We start from the raw sequence: 16,147 nt of genomic DNA, 5'->3' as shown, positions 1-16,147 counted from the left end.
GGTACGACCATGACTGATCTCGTCAATCTCAGCCTCGATCAGGTGCACGCCCTCGCGTTGCGTGCCCTGACCGTCAACGGCATGGGCCAGGATCACGCCCGCGTCATCGCTGACACCATCACCCAGGGGCAACGCGATGAGTGCCATTCCCACGGCTTGTACCGCGTGCTGGTGTGCGTGCACTCGCTGCGCTGCGGCAAGGTGGACCCGCTGGCACAGCCTCGCGTGAGTCGCCCGGCACCGGCCATCGTCCGCGTCGATGCGCAGCGGGGCTATTCGCTGCTGGCCTTGCAGACCGGGCTGCCGCTGTTGCTTGAGCAGGCCCGCGAGCTGGGCGTGGCGGCGCTGGTGATCCGCAACTGTTTCCACTTCTCCGCGCTGTGGCCGGAGGTGGAAGCCATTGCCGCCGAAGGTCTGGTGGGCCTGGCCATGACTCCCAGTCACGCCTGGGTGGCGCCGGAGGGCGGCAGCCAAGGGGTGTTCGGCACCAATCCGCTGGCATTCTCCTGGCCACGCCAGGGCCGTGAGCCCTTCGTCTTCGACTTCGCCACCAGCGCCATTGCCCGAGGGGATATCGAGCTGCATGCGCGCCAGGGCAAGCCGATTCCCCCGGGCTGGGGACTGGATGCCGACGGGCAGCCCAGCACCGATGCCCGCGCCGTACTGCAGGGCGCCATGCAGGCCTTCGGCGGTCACAAGGGCTCGGCCCTGGCGGCGATGATCGAACTCATGGCCGGGGCACTGATTGGTGACCTGACCAGTGCCGAGTCGCTGGCGTTCGACGCCGGCGCCGGGGCGACGCCCTGCCATGGCGAACTGTTGCTGGCGTTCGACCCGGCGCGTTTTCTGGGCAGCGAACTGGAAACCGGACGACAGCGCGCCGAGGCACTGTTCAGCGCCATTACCGAACAGGGCGCACGCTTGCCCTCACAGCGCCGCTTCGCGGCCCGCCAGCGCAGCCAACAGGCCGGCGTCCGGGTGAGCCGAACGCTGCTGGACGATATCCAACGGCTGATCGATCAGCCCCATTCCCTGACCTGACGGACCTGGCCATGAAGCGTATCCATGTCATCGATTCCCACACTGGCGGCGAACCCACGCGCCTGGTCATAGACGGTTTTCCCGATCTGGCCGGCAGCACCCTGGCGGAGCAGCGCGACACCTTGCGCGAGCAGCACGACCGCTGGCGCCGTGCCTGTCTGCTGGAGCCGCGCGGCAACGACGTGCTGGTGGGCGCGCTGTACCGTCCGCCGGTTTCGCCCGGCGCAACCTGCGGGGTGATCTTCTTCAACAACGCCGGTTACCTCGGCATGTGCGGCCACGGCACCATCGGCCTGGTGGCGTCCTTGCAGTACCTGGGCCTGATGGCGCCCGGCGAGCACCGCATCGACACCCCGGTGGGCACCGTCAGCGCCACGCTGCACGAGGACGGCAGTGTCACCCTCGGCAATGTGCCGGCCTATCGCTATCGCCGTCAGGTGCCGGTGGACGTGCCGGGACACGGTGTGGTCCACGGCGATATCGCCTGGGGCGGCAACTGGTTCTTCCTGGTCAACGACCACGGCCAGACCCTGCGCCTGGACAATGTCGATGCCCTCAGCGCATACACCTGGGCGCTGTTGCAGGCCCTGGAGGCACAGGGCATCAGCGGCGAGGGCGGAGCGCCTATCGACCATATCGAGTTGTTCGCCGAGGACGACGAGGCGCACAGCCGCAACTTCGTCCTGTGTCCCGGCAAGGCTTATGACCGTTCGCCCTGTGGCACTGGAACCAGCGCCAAGCTCGCCTGCCTCGCCGCAGACGGCAAGCTCGCTGCCGGGCAGACCTGGGTCCAGGCCAGCATCACCGGCAGTCGCTTCGAAGGGCGCTACCAGTGGGAGGGCGAGCGCATTCGTCCCTTCATCACGGGCCGCGCCCACCTGACCGCCGACAACACCCTGCTCATCGATGCGCAGGACCCTTTCGCCTGGGGCATCTGAGCCCCTTCGCGCCATTCTCAATCCCTGCTCAAGGAGCGACAGCATGAATATCGATATCTTCCGTGGCTGCATTCCCGCCCTCATGACGCCCTGCACCGAGACGCGTCAACCCGACTACGATGCCCTGGTCGCCAAGGGCCGCGAACTGATCCAGGCCGGTATGAGCGCCGTGGTCTACTGCGGCTCCATGGGTGACTGGCCGCTGCTCAGTGAGGCGCAACGTCAGGAAGGGGTGGCGCGTCTGGTGCAGGCTGGCGTGCCCACCATCGTCGGCACGGGGGCGGTGAGTAGCCGTGAGGCGGTATCGCATGCCGCCCACGCAGCCAGGGTGGGTGCCCACGGGCTGATGGTGATTCCGCGCCTGCTCTCCCGTGCGGCCTCGCCGGCGGCGCAGAAGGCGCACTTCAGCGCCGTGCTGCAGGCGGCGCCGGAGCTGCCTTCGGTCATCTACAACAGCCCGTATTACAGCTTCTCCACCCGCGCCGATCTGTTCTTCGAATTGCGCGGGCAGCACCGCAACCTGATCGGCTTCAAGGAGTTCGGTGGCGCGGCCGACATGCGCTACGCCGCCGAGCACATCACCTGCCGCGATGACGACGTGATTCTCATGGCCGGTGTCGACACTCAGGTGTTCCATGGTTACGTCAACTGCAACGCCACCGGCACCATCACCGGCATCGGTAACGTGCTGCCCCGTGAAGTGCTGCAACTGGTCGCCCTGAGTCGTCAGGCTGCCAGTGGCGACGCGCGCGCACGGCGCCTGGCCCTGGAGCTGAGTGCTGCGCTGGAGGTGCTCTCGTCCTTCGACGAAGGCTGCGATCTGGTGCTGTTCTACAAGTACCTGATGGTGCTCAACGGCGACCGCGAGTACCGCTTGCACTTCAACGAGAGCGATGCCCTCAGCGACTCCCAGCGCCGCTATGCCGAGCAGCAGTACAGCCTGTTCCGCCAGTGGTATGCCAACTGGACGGCCGAACACGACCTCGCCTGAGTTCGCCCGCCCCGCCGACCGCCGGTACGGCGGGGCCAACCCCTGAACGCTAAGGATGCACCATGACTCTTACAGGCAAGATGCTGATCGGCGGCGCGGCCGTGCCCGGCGTCGGCAAGGCGTTTCACGCCATCGATCCCGCCACCGGCCAGGCCCTCGAGCCTGCCTACCACGGCGCCACTCGCACGCAGGTGGAGCAGGCGTGTGCCCTGGCCTGGGCCGCCTTCGATGACTTTCGAGAGACCACACCGTCAGCCCGCGCGGCTTTTCTGGAGGCCATTGCCGAGTCCATCGAAGCCCTGGGCGAGGCGCTGATCGAGCGGGCCATGGCCGAGACCGGCCTGCCCCAGGCGCGCCTGCAGGGCGAGCGTGCGCGTACCTGCCAGCAACTGCGGACCTTCGCCCGCACCCTGCGCGCGGGTGAGTGGCTGGACGTGCGCATCGACCGCGCGCAACCTCAGCGTCAACCCCAGCCTCGACCCGACCTGCGTCAGCGCCAGGTGCCACTGGGGCCGGTGGCGGTGTTCGGCGCGAGCAACTTCCCCCTGGCGTTCTCCGTGGCCGGTGGCGACACCGCCTCGGCGCTGGCGGCGGGCTGTCCCGTAGTGGTCAAGGCCCACGGCGCTCACCCCGGCACCAGTGAGCTGGTCGGCCAGGCAGTGCGTCAGGCAGTGGCGCGCTGCGGTCTGCCCGAGGGTGTGTTTGCGCTGCTGTTCGGCGCAGGGCGCGAGGTCGGCCTCGGCCTGGTCGGTGATCCGCGTATCAAGGCGGTCGGCTTCACCGGTTCGCGCAGTGGCGGCCTTGCCCTGTGTCAGGCGGCCCAGTCCCGGCCCGAGCCGATCCCGGTCTACGCCGAGATGAGTTCGATCAACCCGGTGTTGCTGTTTCCGGCAGCGCTCAAGGCGCGTGGCGAGGAACTGGCCCAGGGCTTCGTCGCTTCGCTGACCCTGGGCGCCGGTCAGTTCTGTACCCATCCGGGCCTGCTGCTTGCCCCGCGCGGCGCGGCGCTGGATGCGTTTCTCGGCGCGGTGGCTGAACAGCTCAGGCAGTGTCCGGCACAGGTGATGCTCACGCCGGGTATCCACCAGGCATTCAGCGTCGGTGTCGAGGCGCTGGCTGCACACCCCCAGGTGAGCAAGGTCGCCAGCGGCTTGCCGGGAGACGGGCCGAACCGTGGCCAGGCGCAGGTGTTCGTAACGGATGCCGAGTCCTTCCTCGCCGACCCTGCTCTGCATGGCGAAGTCTTCGGCGCGGCGGCGCTGCTGGTGCAGTACGACGACGCGGCGCAGGTTCGCCGTCTGCTTGACGCGCTCGAAGGCCAGCTCACGGCCACCTTGCAACTGGACGCTGCCGACTTCGATGCGGCGCATGCCCTGTTGCCGACCCTGGAACTCAAGACCGGTCGGGTGCTGGTCAATGCCTGGCCGACAGGTGTGGAAGTGTGTGACGCCATGGTTCACGGCGGGCCGTTCCCGGCCACCTCGGATGCGCGCTCCACCTCGGTGGGCACGGCCGCCATTCGCCGCTTCCTGCGGCCGGTGTGCCTGCAGGGCTTCCCGGATGTGCTGCTGCCGTTGGCCCTGCGTGACGCCAATCCGCTGGGGCTGCGGCGACTGATCGACGGCGAGCGGGAGGTCTGATCGATGAGCGATCACCTGTCGGTCGATGTCGATGTGGCCGTGGTCGGCGCCGGTATCGTCGGTGTCGCCTGCGCCCTGCAACTGGCGCGTCAGGGGCTGCGGGTGCAGGTCTTCGACCCGGATGGCGTGGGGCAGGGTGCCTCGTTCGGCAATGCCGGGCACCTGGCCACCGAGCAGGTGTTCCCGATTGCCGACTTCTCCATCCTCAAGCGCCTGCCGGCCATGCTCCTCGACCCGATGGGGCCGCTGCGTCTGGATTGGACCTATCTGCCGCGGGCCACGCCCTGGTTTCTGCGGCTGCTGCTCAATCTGCGGACCGCGCCGTTCGCGCGTACCGTGGCCGGGCTGCGTGCGCTCAACGAGGCCAGTCTGAGCGCCTGGCGGCGTACCTTGCAGGCCATCGGACGGCCAGAGCTGTTGCGTGAGGACGGCTCGTTGCTGGCCTATGAGCACGAGCAATCGCGCCCGGCGCTGCTGGCCCTGCAGGCGCGGATGACGGCGCAGGGTGTGCCGGTCGACTACTGGGACGCGCAAGCCGTGCGTGCGGCGCTGCCCGCACTCAGCGATGGCCTGCGCGGCGGGCTGTTCTTTCCCGCCACCGGGCACTTCATCGATCCCTACCGGGTGGTGGGTGAGCTGGCCCGCGCCGCTCAAGCTCTGGGCGTGGTGTTCCACCAGCGCCGGGTGGTGGACGGGCACCTGTTGCCCGACGGCGTTGCGCTGCGTTTCGATGGTGGCACGCTGCGCGCGCGCCGGGTGCTGCTGGCCTGTGGTGCCCATTCGGCGGCACTCACCGCGCGCCTCACCGGCAGGCGGGTGCCGTTGGATACCGAGCGCGGCTATCACCTGATGCTGCCCCGGGAGCAGGGGCGCTTACCCTTCGCCGTCACCTCCTTCGAGCGTCGCTTCATCATGACGCCCATGCAGGACGGCCTGCGCCTGGCAGGCACCGTGGAGTTCGCCGGGCTCAACAAGCCTGCGAACATGGCCCGTGCCTGGCAGTTGCAGCGTCTGAGCGATGGGTTGTTTCGTGATGAGCTGAACCTCGAGGGCGCCAGCCCATGGATGGGCATGCGGCCTTCGTTGCCGGATTCGCTGCCGGTCATCGATCAGGTCGAGCAGGGGCGTGTCTTGCTCGCCTTTGGCCATCAGCACCTGGGCCTGACGCAGGCCGCCATCACTGCCGAACACATTGCCGGGCTGGCTCGGGGGCAAGCGTTGCCGGAGCTTGCGGCCTATCGGTTGGGGCGTTTCGCTGGTTAGCTGACGGCGGCACGAATCGCACGATCACGGGCCGGTCGGTGCCGGCCCGATCGTGTTGAGCGCCGATAAGTCCCCACTCCCATTACTTTGCTAGACTCTCGTACGCAATGCCTGCAGCAACGCACCGCAGTGTCGCGCTGCCATCCTCTGTTTAGAGTCGCGCCCCATGAAACTGGCCCGCAAAGACCGCTCACTGACCGCCTGGGTGCTGTACTTCAGCATCCTGTTCAGTGCGTTCGTCTGCGCGATCAGCCACGGCCAGATGGCCGGCATGCAGCTCAGCGGTCTGGACGGCCAGTACTGCTCGTTCGATGGCAACTTCGGCGCTGGCGCCGACCTCGACGGCTCCGGCATCGTCGCGTCGAACCCGGCTACCGGCGCCAACTGCGCCCTGGCCAGCCTGTTCAGCGCGATCATTCTCGCCGCCTTCTTCGGCTTGCTCGGGCTGCTTGCCACCGAGCGCAACTGGCCGCTGTCCGCGCTGCATTTGCCGCGGCTCGACCGTTATCGCTGGCCTCCTGCCAACCCTCGCGCTTCTCCGTTGCTCGCCTGATCCGTCCGCCCGCTCAGGGCGTCCCTATCATGCGAATGCCTCGCCGTGTGTCCACGACTGCGGCGGGCTGGAGAAAGCTTCATGGCGTCTTCCCCCGATTGCACTGCACCTACCCGTGAGCGTGCGGCCCCGTCGTTCTACAACCTGGCCTGGCGCTGGCACTTCTATGCCGGGCTGTTCGTCATCCCGTTCATGATCCTGCTGTCGATCACCGGGATCATCTACCTGTTCAAACCGCAGCTCGACGCCTGGATGTACGCCGATCTGATGCAGGTGCCGGTCGCCGAGCAGCGCCTCAGTGCCGATCAGCAACTGGCCATCGTCCGCGAGGCCTACCCGCAGGCTGCGATCAGCCAATACCTGCCGCCCGCTGCGGCGGATCGCAGTGCGCAGTTCGTGATCGATCAGCACGGCCAGGCGTTGAACCTGTTCGTCGATCCCTACAACGGCCACCTGCTTGGCAGCCAGGATGCGCTGTGGAACCTGCAGGCTGTGGTGCGCAAGCTGCACGGTGATCTGCTGATCGGCACCGTCGGCGACCGGCTGATCGAACTGGCCGCAGGCTGGGGCATCGTGCTGGTGGTGTCCGGGATGTACCTGTGGTGGCCGCGCGGCAGCAGCGGGGCGGGCGTGCTGTGGCCACGTCTGAGCGCGCGCGGGCGCCTGTGGTGGCGCGACCTGCATGCGGTCACGGGCTTCTGGGGCAGCGCGTTGCTGCTGTTCATGCTGCTCACCGGCATGACCTGGACGGGCTACTGGGGCGCGCAGTTTGCCGGCGCCTGGAACCACTTTCCCGCCGCGATGTGGGATGACGTGCCCAGGTCCGGGCAACTGACCGGCAGCCTCAACAGCAGCAGCCAGCAGACCGTGGCCTGGGCGGTGGAAGTCACGCCGCTGCCAGCGTCCGACCCGCATGCTGTGCATCAGGGGCATGCCGGGCATCAGCCCGCTGCTGCCTCCGCCAGCCTGCTGCAGCATGTGCTCGACAGCGCCGCCGAGCGCGGGGTCCAGCCTGGCTACAGCATCAGCCTGCCCCAGGGCGAGCGGGGCGTTTACACCGTCGCGCTGTTCGCCGACGACCCACGCAACGACGCCACGCTGCATGTCGATCAATACAGCGGTGCGGTACTCGCCGACGTGCGCTGGCAGGACTACGGCCCGGTGGCGAAAACCGTGGAAACCGGGGTGATGCTGCATGAGGGCAAGCTGTTCGGCCTGGCCAACCAGTTGCTGATGGCGGCGGTCTGTCTGCTGATCATCTTCAGCTCCGTCAGCGGCCTGGTGCTGTGGTGGAAACGCCGCCCGGCCGGACGCTTCGGTGTGCCGCCGCTGCGCCACGACCTGCCGCGCTGGAAGACCGCCATCGGCCTGATGATCGTGCTCGGCGCGATCTTCCCGCTGGTCGGCGCTTCGCTGCTGCTGGTCTTCGTTCTTGACGGGCTACTCTCGCGCTTTCGCCAACTGCGGCCATCGACCCGGCCGCTGGCATGAGTGAACAGTTTGATCGTCGCAAGACCTCATAGGCTCGACCCATGATTCGATTCCAAACCAGGAGGCAATACCCCATGACCCTGAAGAAAACCCTGCTCGGCTTGACCCTGCTGCTGCCGACGCTGTTGGTGCAGGCCCACGAGTACGAAGCCGGCCAACTGCATATCGACCATCCCTGGTCGCGCGAGATGCCGCCGGTGGCGCCGACTGCCGCCGCCTACTTCGTCATCCACAACAAGGGCAGCGAAGCGGATCGCCTGCTCGCCGTGAGCACCCCGGTAGCCGGCAAGGCCGAGTTGCACGAGCACGTGCATGAAGGTGGTGTGATGAAGATGCAGCAGGTGCAGGACGTGGCCATCCCCGCGGGTGGCGAGGTGAAGTTCGAACCCATGGGCTACCACGTCATGCTGTTCAACCTGAAACAACAGGCCAAGGACGGTGAGCGCTTCCCGCTGACCCTGACCTTCGAGAAGGCCGGTGCTGTCGAGGTCGAAGTTGCCGTGCAGAAAGATGCACCGGCAGGCCATGAACATGGCGACGCTCACGACCACGGCAAGCATCAGCACTGATGCTGTGCACGGCACGCAGACGCACGCTCGCCGCCCAGCTTGGGCTGCTGGCGTTCGTCCTCATCGTGCTGGCGCCACTGGCGTCGCAACTGCGTGCCGAGCCGGCTGACTGGCGCTGGCTGAACGAGCTTGGCTGTCATGACGGTTCGGGCAGTGTGCCGGTCTCGCTCGACAGGGGCCTGCCGGTGCTGCAGGCGGATGCCTGCGGCTACTGTTCGTTGTTCTCCCACTGCCCGGCGCTGGCCGACGACAGCTTACCGGTTGCAGGGTGGCAGGGCCCACTTCATCAAACGGGCAGCGTGCAGCCGACGCAGCCGCTGCCTCGCGCTCATTTCCCACACGCGTTGTCACGCGCACCGCCGATGCGCGCCTGAAGTCACCCTTCTCATGAGGCAATGACCAAGCCTCTTCGCCAATCGACTTTTCAGGTATTCGCATGTCCGTTTCCTTCGTTTCGGGCGCTGTTTCCGTGCGCCCTCGTTTTCCCCTGTCCGTCTTGGCTGTCGCCTGCAGCCTGTGTTCCATCACGGCCCTGCAGGCTGCCGAGGCGCCTGTGCACGAACTGCCACCCAGTGTGATCACGGCGATCCAGCAAAGCTCGCCGCTGACCGTGGTGGCCGACCCCAAGGACCCGCGCCAGCCGGTGCCGGCCAGCGATGCAGCCGACTACCTCAAGACCATTCCCGGTTTCTCCGCGATTCGCAGCGGCGGCAGCAACAGCGATCCGGTGTTGCGCGGCCTGTTCGGCTCGCGCCTGCTGCTGCTCACCGATGGCGGGCAGATGATCGGCGCCTGCCCGGGCAGGATGGACGCGCCCAGTTCCTACATTTCGCCGGAAACCTATGATCTGCTGACCGTCACCAAGGGTCCGCAAACCGTGATCTGGGGCCCGGGCGCGTCCGCTGGCGTGGTACGTTTCGACCGCGAACCGGAGCGTTTCGGCGAGCTGGGCACGCGCCTGCATGCCAGTGTGCTGGCCGGCTCCAATGGCCGCTTCGACCGCCTGATCGATGGCGCCGTCGGCAGCGAGCAGGGCTACCTGCGGGTGATGGGCAACCGCTCGCAGTCGGACGATTACGACAACGGTGACGGCGACACCATCGCCTCGCGCTGGGACAAGTGGAACGGTGACGTGGCCCTGGGCTGGACGCCGGATGCCGATACCCTGATCGAGTTCACGGCTGGCCGTGGTGATGGCGAGGCGCGCTACGGCGGTCGTGGCATGGACGGCACCCAGTTCAAGCGCGAAAGCCTCGGCCTGCGCATCGAGCGCAGCAACCTCGGCGGCGTGCTGGACAAGGTCGAGGCCAAGGTCTACTACAACTACGCCGACCACATCATGGACAACTTCCGCCTGCGCGTGCCAGACCCGAGCAGCATGATGGCCGGGCCGATGGCGGCGCAGGTCGACCGTCGCACCCTGGGCGCGCGCCTGGCCGCGACCTGGAAGTGGGACGACGTCGAGCTGATCACCGGCGTCGATGCGCAGCGCAGTGAGCACCGCCAGCGCAGCTCCAGCGGCGGCATGATGGGCATGCCCTATGTCGACGCCGATCGCTCCCCCTGGGACAAGGACGCGCGGATGCACAACTACGGCGTGTTTGCCGAAGCCACCTGGCGCCTGGCCGAACGTGATCGGCTGATCTCCGGCGCACGCCTGGATCGCGCCTCGGCCAAGGACTACCGGCAGAACTTCAGCAACATGATGGGCATGTCGCGGCCCAACCCGACGGCGGGCGAGACCCGTGCCGATACCCTGCCCAGTGGTTTCGTGCGCTACGAGCACGACCTGTCCGGCTCGCCGACCACCGTCTATGCCGGCATCGGCCACGTGCAGCGCTTCCCCGATTACTGGGAGCTGTTCTCCGCCGGCCTCAACGGCCCGGCCGGCGCGGACAACGCCTTCGCTGGCATCGAGCCGGAGAAGACCACCCAGCTCGATATCGGCATCCAGTATCAGGACGACAAGCTGCAGGCCTGGGCCTCCGCCTATGCCGGGCAGATCCGCGACTACATCCTGTTCGACTACCGTGGCATGAGCACCCAGGCCGACAACGTCGATGCGCGCATCATGGGGGGCGAGCTGGGTGTGGCCTATGCCTTCGATTCCAGCTGGAAGGCGGACGCGACCCTGGCCTACGCCTGGGGCAAGAACAGCAGCGATGGCGAAGCACTGCCGCAGATGCCGCCGCTGGAAGCGCGCCTGGGCCTGACCTACCAGCGCGACGACTGGAGCGTCGGCGCGCTGTGGCGTGTGGTCGACGGCCAGGGCCGCATCGCCGAAGGGCGCGGCAACGTGGTGGGGCAGGACTTCGGCGACAGTGCCGGCTTCGGCGTGCTCTCGCTCAATGGCGCCTACCGCGTCAGCCAGCAGGTCAAGCTCAGCGCCGGTGTGGATAACCTGCTCGACAAGCGCTACGCCGAGCACCTCAACCTGGCTGGTGATGCCGGCTTCGGCTTCCCGGCCGAGACCCGCATCGACGAGCCGGGCCGCACCCTCTGGGCCAAGGTGGATTTCGACTTCTGACGTTTCAGTGCTGTTGCTCCCCTCTCCCATTCATGGGAGAGGGGTTGGGGGAGAGGGGCGAATACACCGCAAAACTGACAGTTTTCCTTTCACCGAACGCGGCTCGCAGCACCGCAGCCCGGATGCAATCCGGGAGTTTCCCTGCCGACCTCCCCGGATTGCATCCGGGCTACTGATTTGCATGCGCTAATAGAGTCTTAAGGTTCAGGCGCCAGAGTAGTCCCCGCAGACACACTTTCCCCTGCATCGAAGAGGACTCCACCATGCACAAACTGCTTCTGCTGTCCCTGGCTCTGGCCAGCCCGCTGACCTTCGCCGCCACTCAATGCACCACCGCCGACAAGGCTCAGTGGCAGGATCAGGACAAGTTCCAGGCCGACCTCAAGGCCCAGGGCTACGAGATCAACAAGTTCAAGGTCACTGACGGCAACTGCTACGAAATCTACGGTTTCAACAAGGACGGCAAGAAGGTCGAGATCTACTTCGACCCGGTCAGCGGTAACGCCATCAAGAGTGACGTGGAAAGCTGATGAGCGCACCGACCACACGCCTGTGGGACCCAGTGGTGCGCTTGTTCCACTGGTCCTTGGCCGGCGCTTTCCTGGCCAACTACTTCTTCACCGAAGAGGGCGAGAGCTGGCATCGCTGGCTCGGCTATTACGCCGTGGCCTGGCTGGCGATTCGCCTGGTATGGGGTTTCGTCGGCACGCCGGCGGCGCGCTGGGCGGATTTCTGGCCGAGCCGTGCGCGTTTGAGCGAGCACCTGCGCGCACTGGTTTGCGGGCAGCCGTATCACCGCCTGGGGCATTCGCCGCTGGGCGCGCTGGTGATGCTCCTGATGATGGCGTTGATGCTCGGCCTGGGGGTGACCGGCTTTCTGATGGAGGAGGTCGATTACTTCTGGGGCGCTGACCTGCCGCTGCAGATCCATGAATTCTGTGCCAACGGCCTGATGGCGCTGGTCGGCCTGCATATCGCCGCGGCCTTGTTCGAGAGCTATCGGCTGCGCGAGAACCTGCCGCTGTCGATGGTGACCGGCAAGCGGCGCAAGCTCTCGGAACACTGATACCACAGTCGCGCGTCCAGGCTGTTCTGCGCCAGGCGCCTGGCTTGGGCTTCGGTCATGCCCAGGTGTTCGTGCAGGGCGGCGAAGTTCTCGCCGACGTAGCCGCCGAAGTAGGCCGGGTCGTCCGAGTTCACCGTCACCTTCACGCCGCGCTCGAGCATCTCGAGGATGTTGTGCTGGCCCATGTGCTCGAACACGCAGAGCTTGATGTTCGACAGCGGGCAGACGGTCAGCGGGATCTGCTCGTCGATGATGCGCTGCATCAGCCGCTCGTCCTCGATGGCGCGCACGCCGTGGTCGATGCGCCTGATCTTGAGCAAATCCAGCGCTTCCCAGATGTATTCGGGTGGACCCTCCTCGCCGGCATGCGCCACCGCGTGCAGGCCCTCACTACGAGCCTTGGCGAACACCCGCTCGAACAGTCGGGGAGGGAAGCCCTTCTCCGAACTGTCGAGGCCGACGCCGATGAAGGCATCGCGGAACGGCATGGCCTGTTCCAGGGTCTTGAAGGCTTCTTCCTCGGGCAGGTGACGCAGGAAGCTGAGGATCAGGCCGTGGCTGATGCCCAGTTGCTTCTCGCCGTCGAGCAGCGCCTGCTGAATACCGCGCAGCACCACCTCGAAGGGAATGCCACGGTCGGTGTGGGTCTGCGGGTCGAAGAAAGGTTCGACGTGAATGACGTTCTGCGCCTTGCAGCGTTGCAGGTAGGCCCAGGTCAGGTCATAGAAATCCTGCTCGGTGCGCAGCACGTTGGCGCCGGCGTAATACAGGTCGAGAAATTCCTGCAGGTTGTTGAAGGCGTAGGCCGCGCGCAGGGTCTCGACATCGGTCCAGGGCAGGGCGATCTGGTTGCGTTCGGCCAGGGCGAACAGCAGCTCAGGCTCCAGCGAGCCCTCCAGGTGCAGGTGCAGTTCGGCCTTGGGCAGGGCGTTGAGCCATTCGGGCATGGTCGGTTCTCGTTGTCAGGCTTCGGTGACGGCAAAGTTTAACCGCTGAGACAGGATCGTGCTGCGTCTACGGACCGGCAGCGTAGGTGGACTGATCGTTCCCACGCTCCGCGTGGGAATGTCCTCGCAGACGCTCCGCGTCTGAGGGACGCAGAGCGTTCCAGGCGGGTCTCCCACGCGGGAGCGTGGGAGCCATCATCACAGGATCGTGCTGCGCCGGTGGGCCGGCAGCGTAGGTAGGCTGATCGTTCCCACGCTCCGCGTGGGAATGCCCTTGCAGACGCTCCGCGTCTGAGGGACGCAGAGCTTCCCAGGCGGGTCTCCCACGCCGGAGCGTGGGAGCCATCATCACAGGATCGTGCTGCGCCGGTGGGCCGGCAGCGTAGGTGGACTGATCGTTCCCACGCTCCGCGTGGGAACGCCCTTGCAGACGCTCCGCGTCTGAGGGACGCAGAGCGTCCCAGGCGGGTCTCCCACGCCGGAGCGTGGGCCATCATCACAGGATCGTGCTGCGTCTACGGACCGGCAGCGTAGGTGGACTGATCGTTCCCACGCTCCGCGTGGGAATGCCCTCGCAGACGCTCCGCGTCTGAGGGACGCAGAGCGTCCCGGGTTGGTCTCCCACGCGGGAGCGTGGGAGCCATCATCAGCCCTACGCTTCCTCACGGCGGTAGGCATAGGTGTCGGCGAAGCGCGACAGCAGGTACTCGGCGCTGGTCACCGGCGAATACTTGGCCGGCGCGTCTGCGCTGGAGCAGTTCGGCAGGCAGTCGATCAGCGTGTCCGGGTGCGGTTCGGCGAAGAACGGCATGGAGTAGCGATCCACCCCCAGCGGGCTGATCACCCGATGCGGCGTGGAGGTGTAACGGTCGTTGCTCCAGCGCGCCATCATGTCGCCGATGTTGACCACGAAGCTGCCGGCAATCGGCGGCGCGTCGATCCATTCGCCATCGCGCGCACGCACCTGCAGGCCGCCGGCATCGTCCTGGTAGAGCAGCGTGATGCAGCCGTAATCGCTGTGCGCGCCGGCGCCTTGCTGATCACTGCTGCTGGCGGTGTGGCGCGGTGGATAGTGGATCAGGCGCAGCACGCTGATCGGCTCATGGAAGCGCGCGTCGAAGAAGTCGTGCTCGACGTCCAGGGCCATGGCCATGGCGCGCAGCAGGGTCTTGGCCAGCTCGTGCATGTCGGCGTAATGCTGTTCCATCAGCGCGGCCCAGCCGGGCATGTCCGGGTGACGGTTCGGCCCGCGCAACGGTTTGCCGGCCAGCACCTCGGGGTGATTGGAGGGCATGTGGAAACCCATGTCGAAGGTTTCCTTGAGGTCGCTCGGTTTGCTTGGGTCGAGCTGCTCGGTGGCAATCGCCCCGTAGCCACGGTGGTGGGTGGTCCGGGTGATATCGATCTTGAGTTTTTCCTCGGCGGGCAGGGCGAAGAAGCGCTTCGCTGCACCGAGCAGGGCGTCGATGCGCTCGCTGCCGATGGGGTGGCCGACGATGTAGAAGAAGCCCCAGTCGCGGCAGGCGCGGTCGATCTGCTCGGCCACGGCGGGCCAGGCCGAGGCGTCGTCGGCGTAGAGAGGGGCGATATCGATGATGGGTAGGCTGTTCATAAAAGCTCCGGGGTGTTGCTGCGAGTCTTCTCGTACCCAGGGCAGCGAAAAAGGACGCTTCTGGTGAAGCGTCCCCTTGATGCGGTTCTGCCAATGGCAGGGACGGCATCGGTAGTTGCCGGGTGGCGGGTTGCACCCGCCCTACAGACCGTAGGACGGGTGCAACCCGCCAGCCACTTACTTCGGTATTTCGGCCTTCACGTTTTCCACGTAGTAATTCATCGAGGCCAGTTCGGCGTTGGTCGCACTCACGCCTTCGGCGATGCGCACCGCGCCGCTCTGATCCTTGATCGGGCCGGTGAAGGGGTGGAGCTTGCCGCTGCGAATGTCGGCGATGATCTGCTGGGCCTCGCTCTTCACGTCAGCCGGCACCAGGTCGCTGATCGGCAGTGAGAGGGTGTCTTCGGCCAGACCGCCCCAGAAATCCTGCGGCTGCCAGGTGCCGTCGATCACCGCCTGGGTGGATTTCACGTAGTGCGGGCCCCAGTCGTTGACGATCGAAGTGAGCACGGCTTTCGGCCCGAAGTGGGCCATGTCCGAGGCGTAGCCGACGGAGTAGATGCCCCGGCGTTCGGCGGTCTGGATCGGTGCCGGGCTGTCGGTGTGCTGGAACATCACGTCCACGCCCTGATCGATCAGCGCGTTGGCGGCGTCGGATTCCTTGCCCGGATCGAACCAGGTGTTGACCCACACCACTTTGATCTCGGTGCCCGGGTTGTACTTGTCCAGCGCCAACTGGATGGCGTTGATGTCGCGGATTACCTCGGGGATCGGGAAGGAGGCGACGTAGCCGACCTTCTTGGTCTTGGTCATCTTCGCGGCGAGGAAGCCGCCGACGTAACGCCCCTCATAGGAGCGCGACAGGTAGGTGCCGACGTTCTTGTCCTGCTTGTAGCCGGTGGCGTGCTCGAAGGTGACCTTGGGGAATTGCTTGGCCACCTTGATGGTCGGGTTCATGTAGCCGAAGGAGGTGGTGAAGATCAGGTCGAAACCACCCTTGGCCATGTTGCGGATCACCCGCTCGGCGTCGGCACCTTCCGGCACGTTCTCGACGAAGCTGGTGGTGACCTTGTCGCCCATTTCCTTGATCAGCATCTGCCGGCCCTGCTCGTGCTGGTAGGTCCAGCCGTGGTCGCCGATGGGGCCGATGTAGACGAAGCCGACCTTCAGCGGGTCGGCGGCGGAGGCGCTTAGCATGGCGCCGAAGCCCAGGGCGGCGACGAGGGTGCGCAGCAGCGGTTTTTTGCTCTTCTTGTGCATGGTGGATGCAGCTCCAGTCTTGGTGTTGGGGTGGCCGTTGGTTGGCTGATCCCCTGACTGCAAAAAGCTGACCAACAAGACAGATAGCCGTACTGAAAGCCTTTGTGGGCAAGAGCGGAGAACGGTGTGGAGCGCTATTGGTGCGATGGGCGTGCAGATGCTGCGTTGTGGTGCGATTGCCCTGCTGCAAACCGTAGGGTGCGCCGTGCGCACCGGCAGTTTTCCGGTGCACACGGTGCACCCTAGGGT

The 16,147-nt window shown here is 66.3% G+C and carries 14 protein-coding genes and 1 pseudogene; 12 read left to right on the top strand and 3 right to left on the bottom strand.

Annotation, left to right across the window (positions count from 1 at the left end; translation table 11 throughout):
• Window positions 1–9: 9 nt before the first annotated feature.
• The 12 genes from ACN0X6_RS16580 (at window position 10) to ACN0X6_RS16525 (ending at window position 12,079) form a co-directional block, all read left to right on the top strand.
• Window positions 10–1,041 (top strand): Ldh family oxidoreductase, encoded by a 1,032-nt coding sequence (locus tag ACN0X6_RS16580; RefSeq protein ID WP_417705567.1) that lies wholly within the window; start codon window positions 10–12, stop codon window positions 1,039–1,041.
• 11 nt (window positions 1,042–1,052) lie between these two features.
• The gene (locus ACN0X6_RS16575; protein WP_417705566.1) at window positions 1,053–1,979 is read left to right on the top strand and encodes a 4-hydroxyproline epimerase; all 927 of its coding nucleotides are present in this window, start codon (window positions 1,053–1,055) and stop codon (window positions 1,977–1,979) included.
• 43 nt (window positions 1,980–2,022) lie between these two features.
• On the top strand, window positions 2,023–2,970 hold the full coding sequence (locus ACN0X6_RS16570) for a dihydrodipicolinate synthase family protein (RefSeq protein ID WP_417705564.1): 948 nt from the start codon (window positions 2,023–2,025) through the stop codon (window positions 2,968–2,970).
• Window positions 2,971–3,032: 62 nt separating this feature from the next.
• Window positions 3,033–4,610, top strand: a complete 1,578-nt coding sequence (locus ACN0X6_RS16565) for an aldehyde dehydrogenase (NADP(+)) (RefSeq protein WP_417705562.1) — start codon at window positions 3,033–3,035, stop codon at window positions 4,608–4,610.
• 3 nt (window positions 4,611–4,613) lie between these two features.
• The gene (locus tag ACN0X6_RS16560; RefSeq protein WP_417705561.1) at window positions 4,614–5,873 is read left to right on the top strand and encodes an NAD(P)/FAD-dependent oxidoreductase; all 1,260 of its coding nucleotides are present in this window, start codon (window positions 4,614–4,616) and stop codon (window positions 5,871–5,873) included.
• 166 nt (window positions 5,874–6,039) lie between these two features.
• Window positions 6,040–6,426, top strand: coding sequence for a DUF2946 domain-containing protein (locus tag ACN0X6_RS16555; protein ID WP_417705559.1), 387 nt, complete (start codon window positions 6,040–6,042; stop codon window positions 6,424–6,426).
• Between the two features lie 81 nt (window positions 6,427–6,507).
• Window positions 6,508–7,917 carry a PepSY-associated TM helix domain-containing protein gene (locus tag ACN0X6_RS16550; RefSeq protein ID WP_417705558.1) on the top strand — a complete coding sequence of 470 codons (1,410 nt, stop codon included), beginning with the start codon at window positions 6,508–6,510 and terminating at the stop codon, window positions 7,915–7,917.
• A 74-nt stretch (window positions 7,918–7,991) separates the two neighbouring features.
• Window positions 7,992–8,486, top strand: coding sequence for a copper chaperone PCu(A)C (locus ACN0X6_RS16545; RefSeq protein ID WP_417705557.1), 495 nt, complete (start codon window positions 7,992–7,994; stop codon window positions 8,484–8,486).
• On the top strand, window positions 8,486–8,860 hold the full coding sequence (locus tag ACN0X6_RS16540; protein WP_417705555.1) for a DUF2946 domain-containing protein: 375 nt from the start codon (window positions 8,486–8,488) through the stop codon (window positions 8,858–8,860). Before ACN0X6_RS16545 ends, ACN0X6_RS16540 begins: the two co-directional genes overlap by 1 nt.
• Before the next feature lie 62 nt (window positions 8,861–8,922).
• A complete protein-coding gene (locus tag ACN0X6_RS16535) occupies window positions 8,923–11,013 on the top strand; it encodes a TonB-dependent copper receptor (RefSeq protein WP_417705554.1) in 2,091 nt (696 codons plus the stop codon).
• 263 nt (window positions 11,014–11,276) lie between these two features.
• Complete coding sequence (locus ACN0X6_RS16530; RefSeq protein WP_417705552.1) at window positions 11,277–11,543, top strand: PepSY domain-containing protein; 267 nt, start codon at window positions 11,277–11,279, stop codon at window positions 11,541–11,543.
• Complete coding sequence (locus ACN0X6_RS16525; protein WP_417705550.1) at window positions 11,543–12,079, top strand: cytochrome b/b6 domain-containing protein; 537 nt, start codon at window positions 11,543–11,545, stop codon at window positions 12,077–12,079. Before ACN0X6_RS16530 ends, ACN0X6_RS16525 begins: the two co-directional genes overlap by 1 nt.
• 5 nt (window positions 12,080–12,084) lie before the next feature.
• On the opposite strand, the pseudogene ACN0X6_RS16520 reads toward ACN0X6_RS16525, so the two are convergent.
• The 3 genes and pseudogenes from ACN0X6_RS16520 to ACN0X6_RS16510 form a co-directional block, all read right to left on the bottom strand.
• Window positions 12,085–13,026, bottom strand: a pseudogene (locus tag ACN0X6_RS16520) (adenosine deaminase); the annotation flags it as partial.
• Between the two features lie 652 nt (window positions 13,027–13,678).
• The gene (locus ACN0X6_RS16515) at window positions 13,679–14,638 is read right to left on the bottom strand and encodes a 2-oxoglutarate and iron-dependent oxygenase domain-containing protein (protein WP_417705549.1); all 960 of its coding nucleotides are present in this window, start codon (window positions 14,636–14,638) and stop codon (window positions 13,679–13,681) included.
• Window positions 14,639–14,815: 177 nt separating this feature from the next.
• Complete coding sequence (locus ACN0X6_RS16510; RefSeq protein WP_417705547.1) at window positions 14,816–15,898, bottom strand: BMP family ABC transporter substrate-binding protein; 1,083 nt, start codon at window positions 15,896–15,898, stop codon at window positions 14,816–14,818.
• Window positions 15,899–16,147: the final 249 nt, after the last annotated feature.

This window comes from Pseudomonas sp. (assembly GCF_048269965.1).
Taxonomy (GTDB): domain Bacteria; phylum Pseudomonadota; class Gammaproteobacteria; order Pseudomonadales; family Pseudomonadaceae; genus Aquipseudomonas.
Note: the sequence above shows the minus strand (reverse complement) of the source record. Positions and strands in the feature narration are given on the sequence as shown.

What these genes read in the sequence shown, in the direction of transcription:
- ACN0X6_RS16580 (WP_417705567.1), top strand. Translation starts at nt 10, where the DNA reads ATGACTGATCTCGTCAATCTCAGCCTCGATCAGGTGCACGCCCTCGCG.
- ACN0X6_RS16575 (WP_417705566.1), top strand. Translation starts at nt 1,053, where the DNA reads ATGAAGCGTATCCATGTCATCGATTCCCACACTGGCGGCGAACCCACG.
- ACN0X6_RS16570 (WP_417705564.1), top strand. Translation starts at nt 2,023, where the DNA reads ATGAATATCGATATCTTCCGTGGCTGCATTCCCGCCCTCATGACGCCC.
- ACN0X6_RS16565 (WP_417705562.1), top strand. Translation starts at nt 3,033, where the DNA reads ATGACTCTTACAGGCAAGATGCTGATCGGCGGCGCGGCCGTGCCCGGC.
- ACN0X6_RS16560 (WP_417705561.1), top strand. Translation starts at nt 4,614, where the DNA reads ATGAGCGATCACCTGTCGGTCGATGTCGATGTGGCCGTGGTCGGCGCC.
- ACN0X6_RS16555 (WP_417705559.1), top strand. Translation starts at nt 6,040, where the DNA reads ATGAAACTGGCCCGCAAAGACCGCTCACTGACCGCCTGGGTGCTGTAC.
- ACN0X6_RS16550 (WP_417705558.1), top strand. Translation starts at nt 6,508, where the DNA reads ATGGCGTCTTCCCCCGATTGCACTGCACCTACCCGTGAGCGTGCGGCC.
- ACN0X6_RS16545 (WP_417705557.1), top strand. Translation starts at nt 7,992, where the DNA reads ATGACCCTGAAGAAAACCCTGCTCGGCTTGACCCTGCTGCTGCCGACG.
- ACN0X6_RS16540 (WP_417705555.1), top strand. Translation starts at nt 8,486, where the DNA reads ATGCTGTGCACGGCACGCAGACGCACGCTCGCCGCCCAGCTTGGGCTG.
- ACN0X6_RS16535 (WP_417705554.1), top strand. Translation starts at nt 8,923, where the DNA reads ATGTCCGTTTCCTTCGTTTCGGGCGCTGTTTCCGTGCGCCCTCGTTTT.
- ACN0X6_RS16530 (WP_417705552.1), top strand. Translation starts at nt 11,277, where the DNA reads ATGCACAAACTGCTTCTGCTGTCCCTGGCTCTGGCCAGCCCGCTGACC.
- ACN0X6_RS16525 (WP_417705550.1), top strand. Translation starts at nt 11,543, where the DNA reads ATGAGCGCACCGACCACACGCCTGTGGGACCCAGTGGTGCGCTTGTTC.
- ACN0X6_RS16515 (WP_417705549.1), bottom strand. Translation starts at nt 14,638, where the DNA reads ATGAACAGCCTACCCATCATCGATATCGCCCCTCTCTACGCCGACGAC.
- ACN0X6_RS16510 (WP_417705547.1), bottom strand. Translation starts at nt 15,898, where the DNA reads ATGCACAAGAAGAGCAAAAAACCGCTGCTGCGCACCCTCGTCGCCGCC.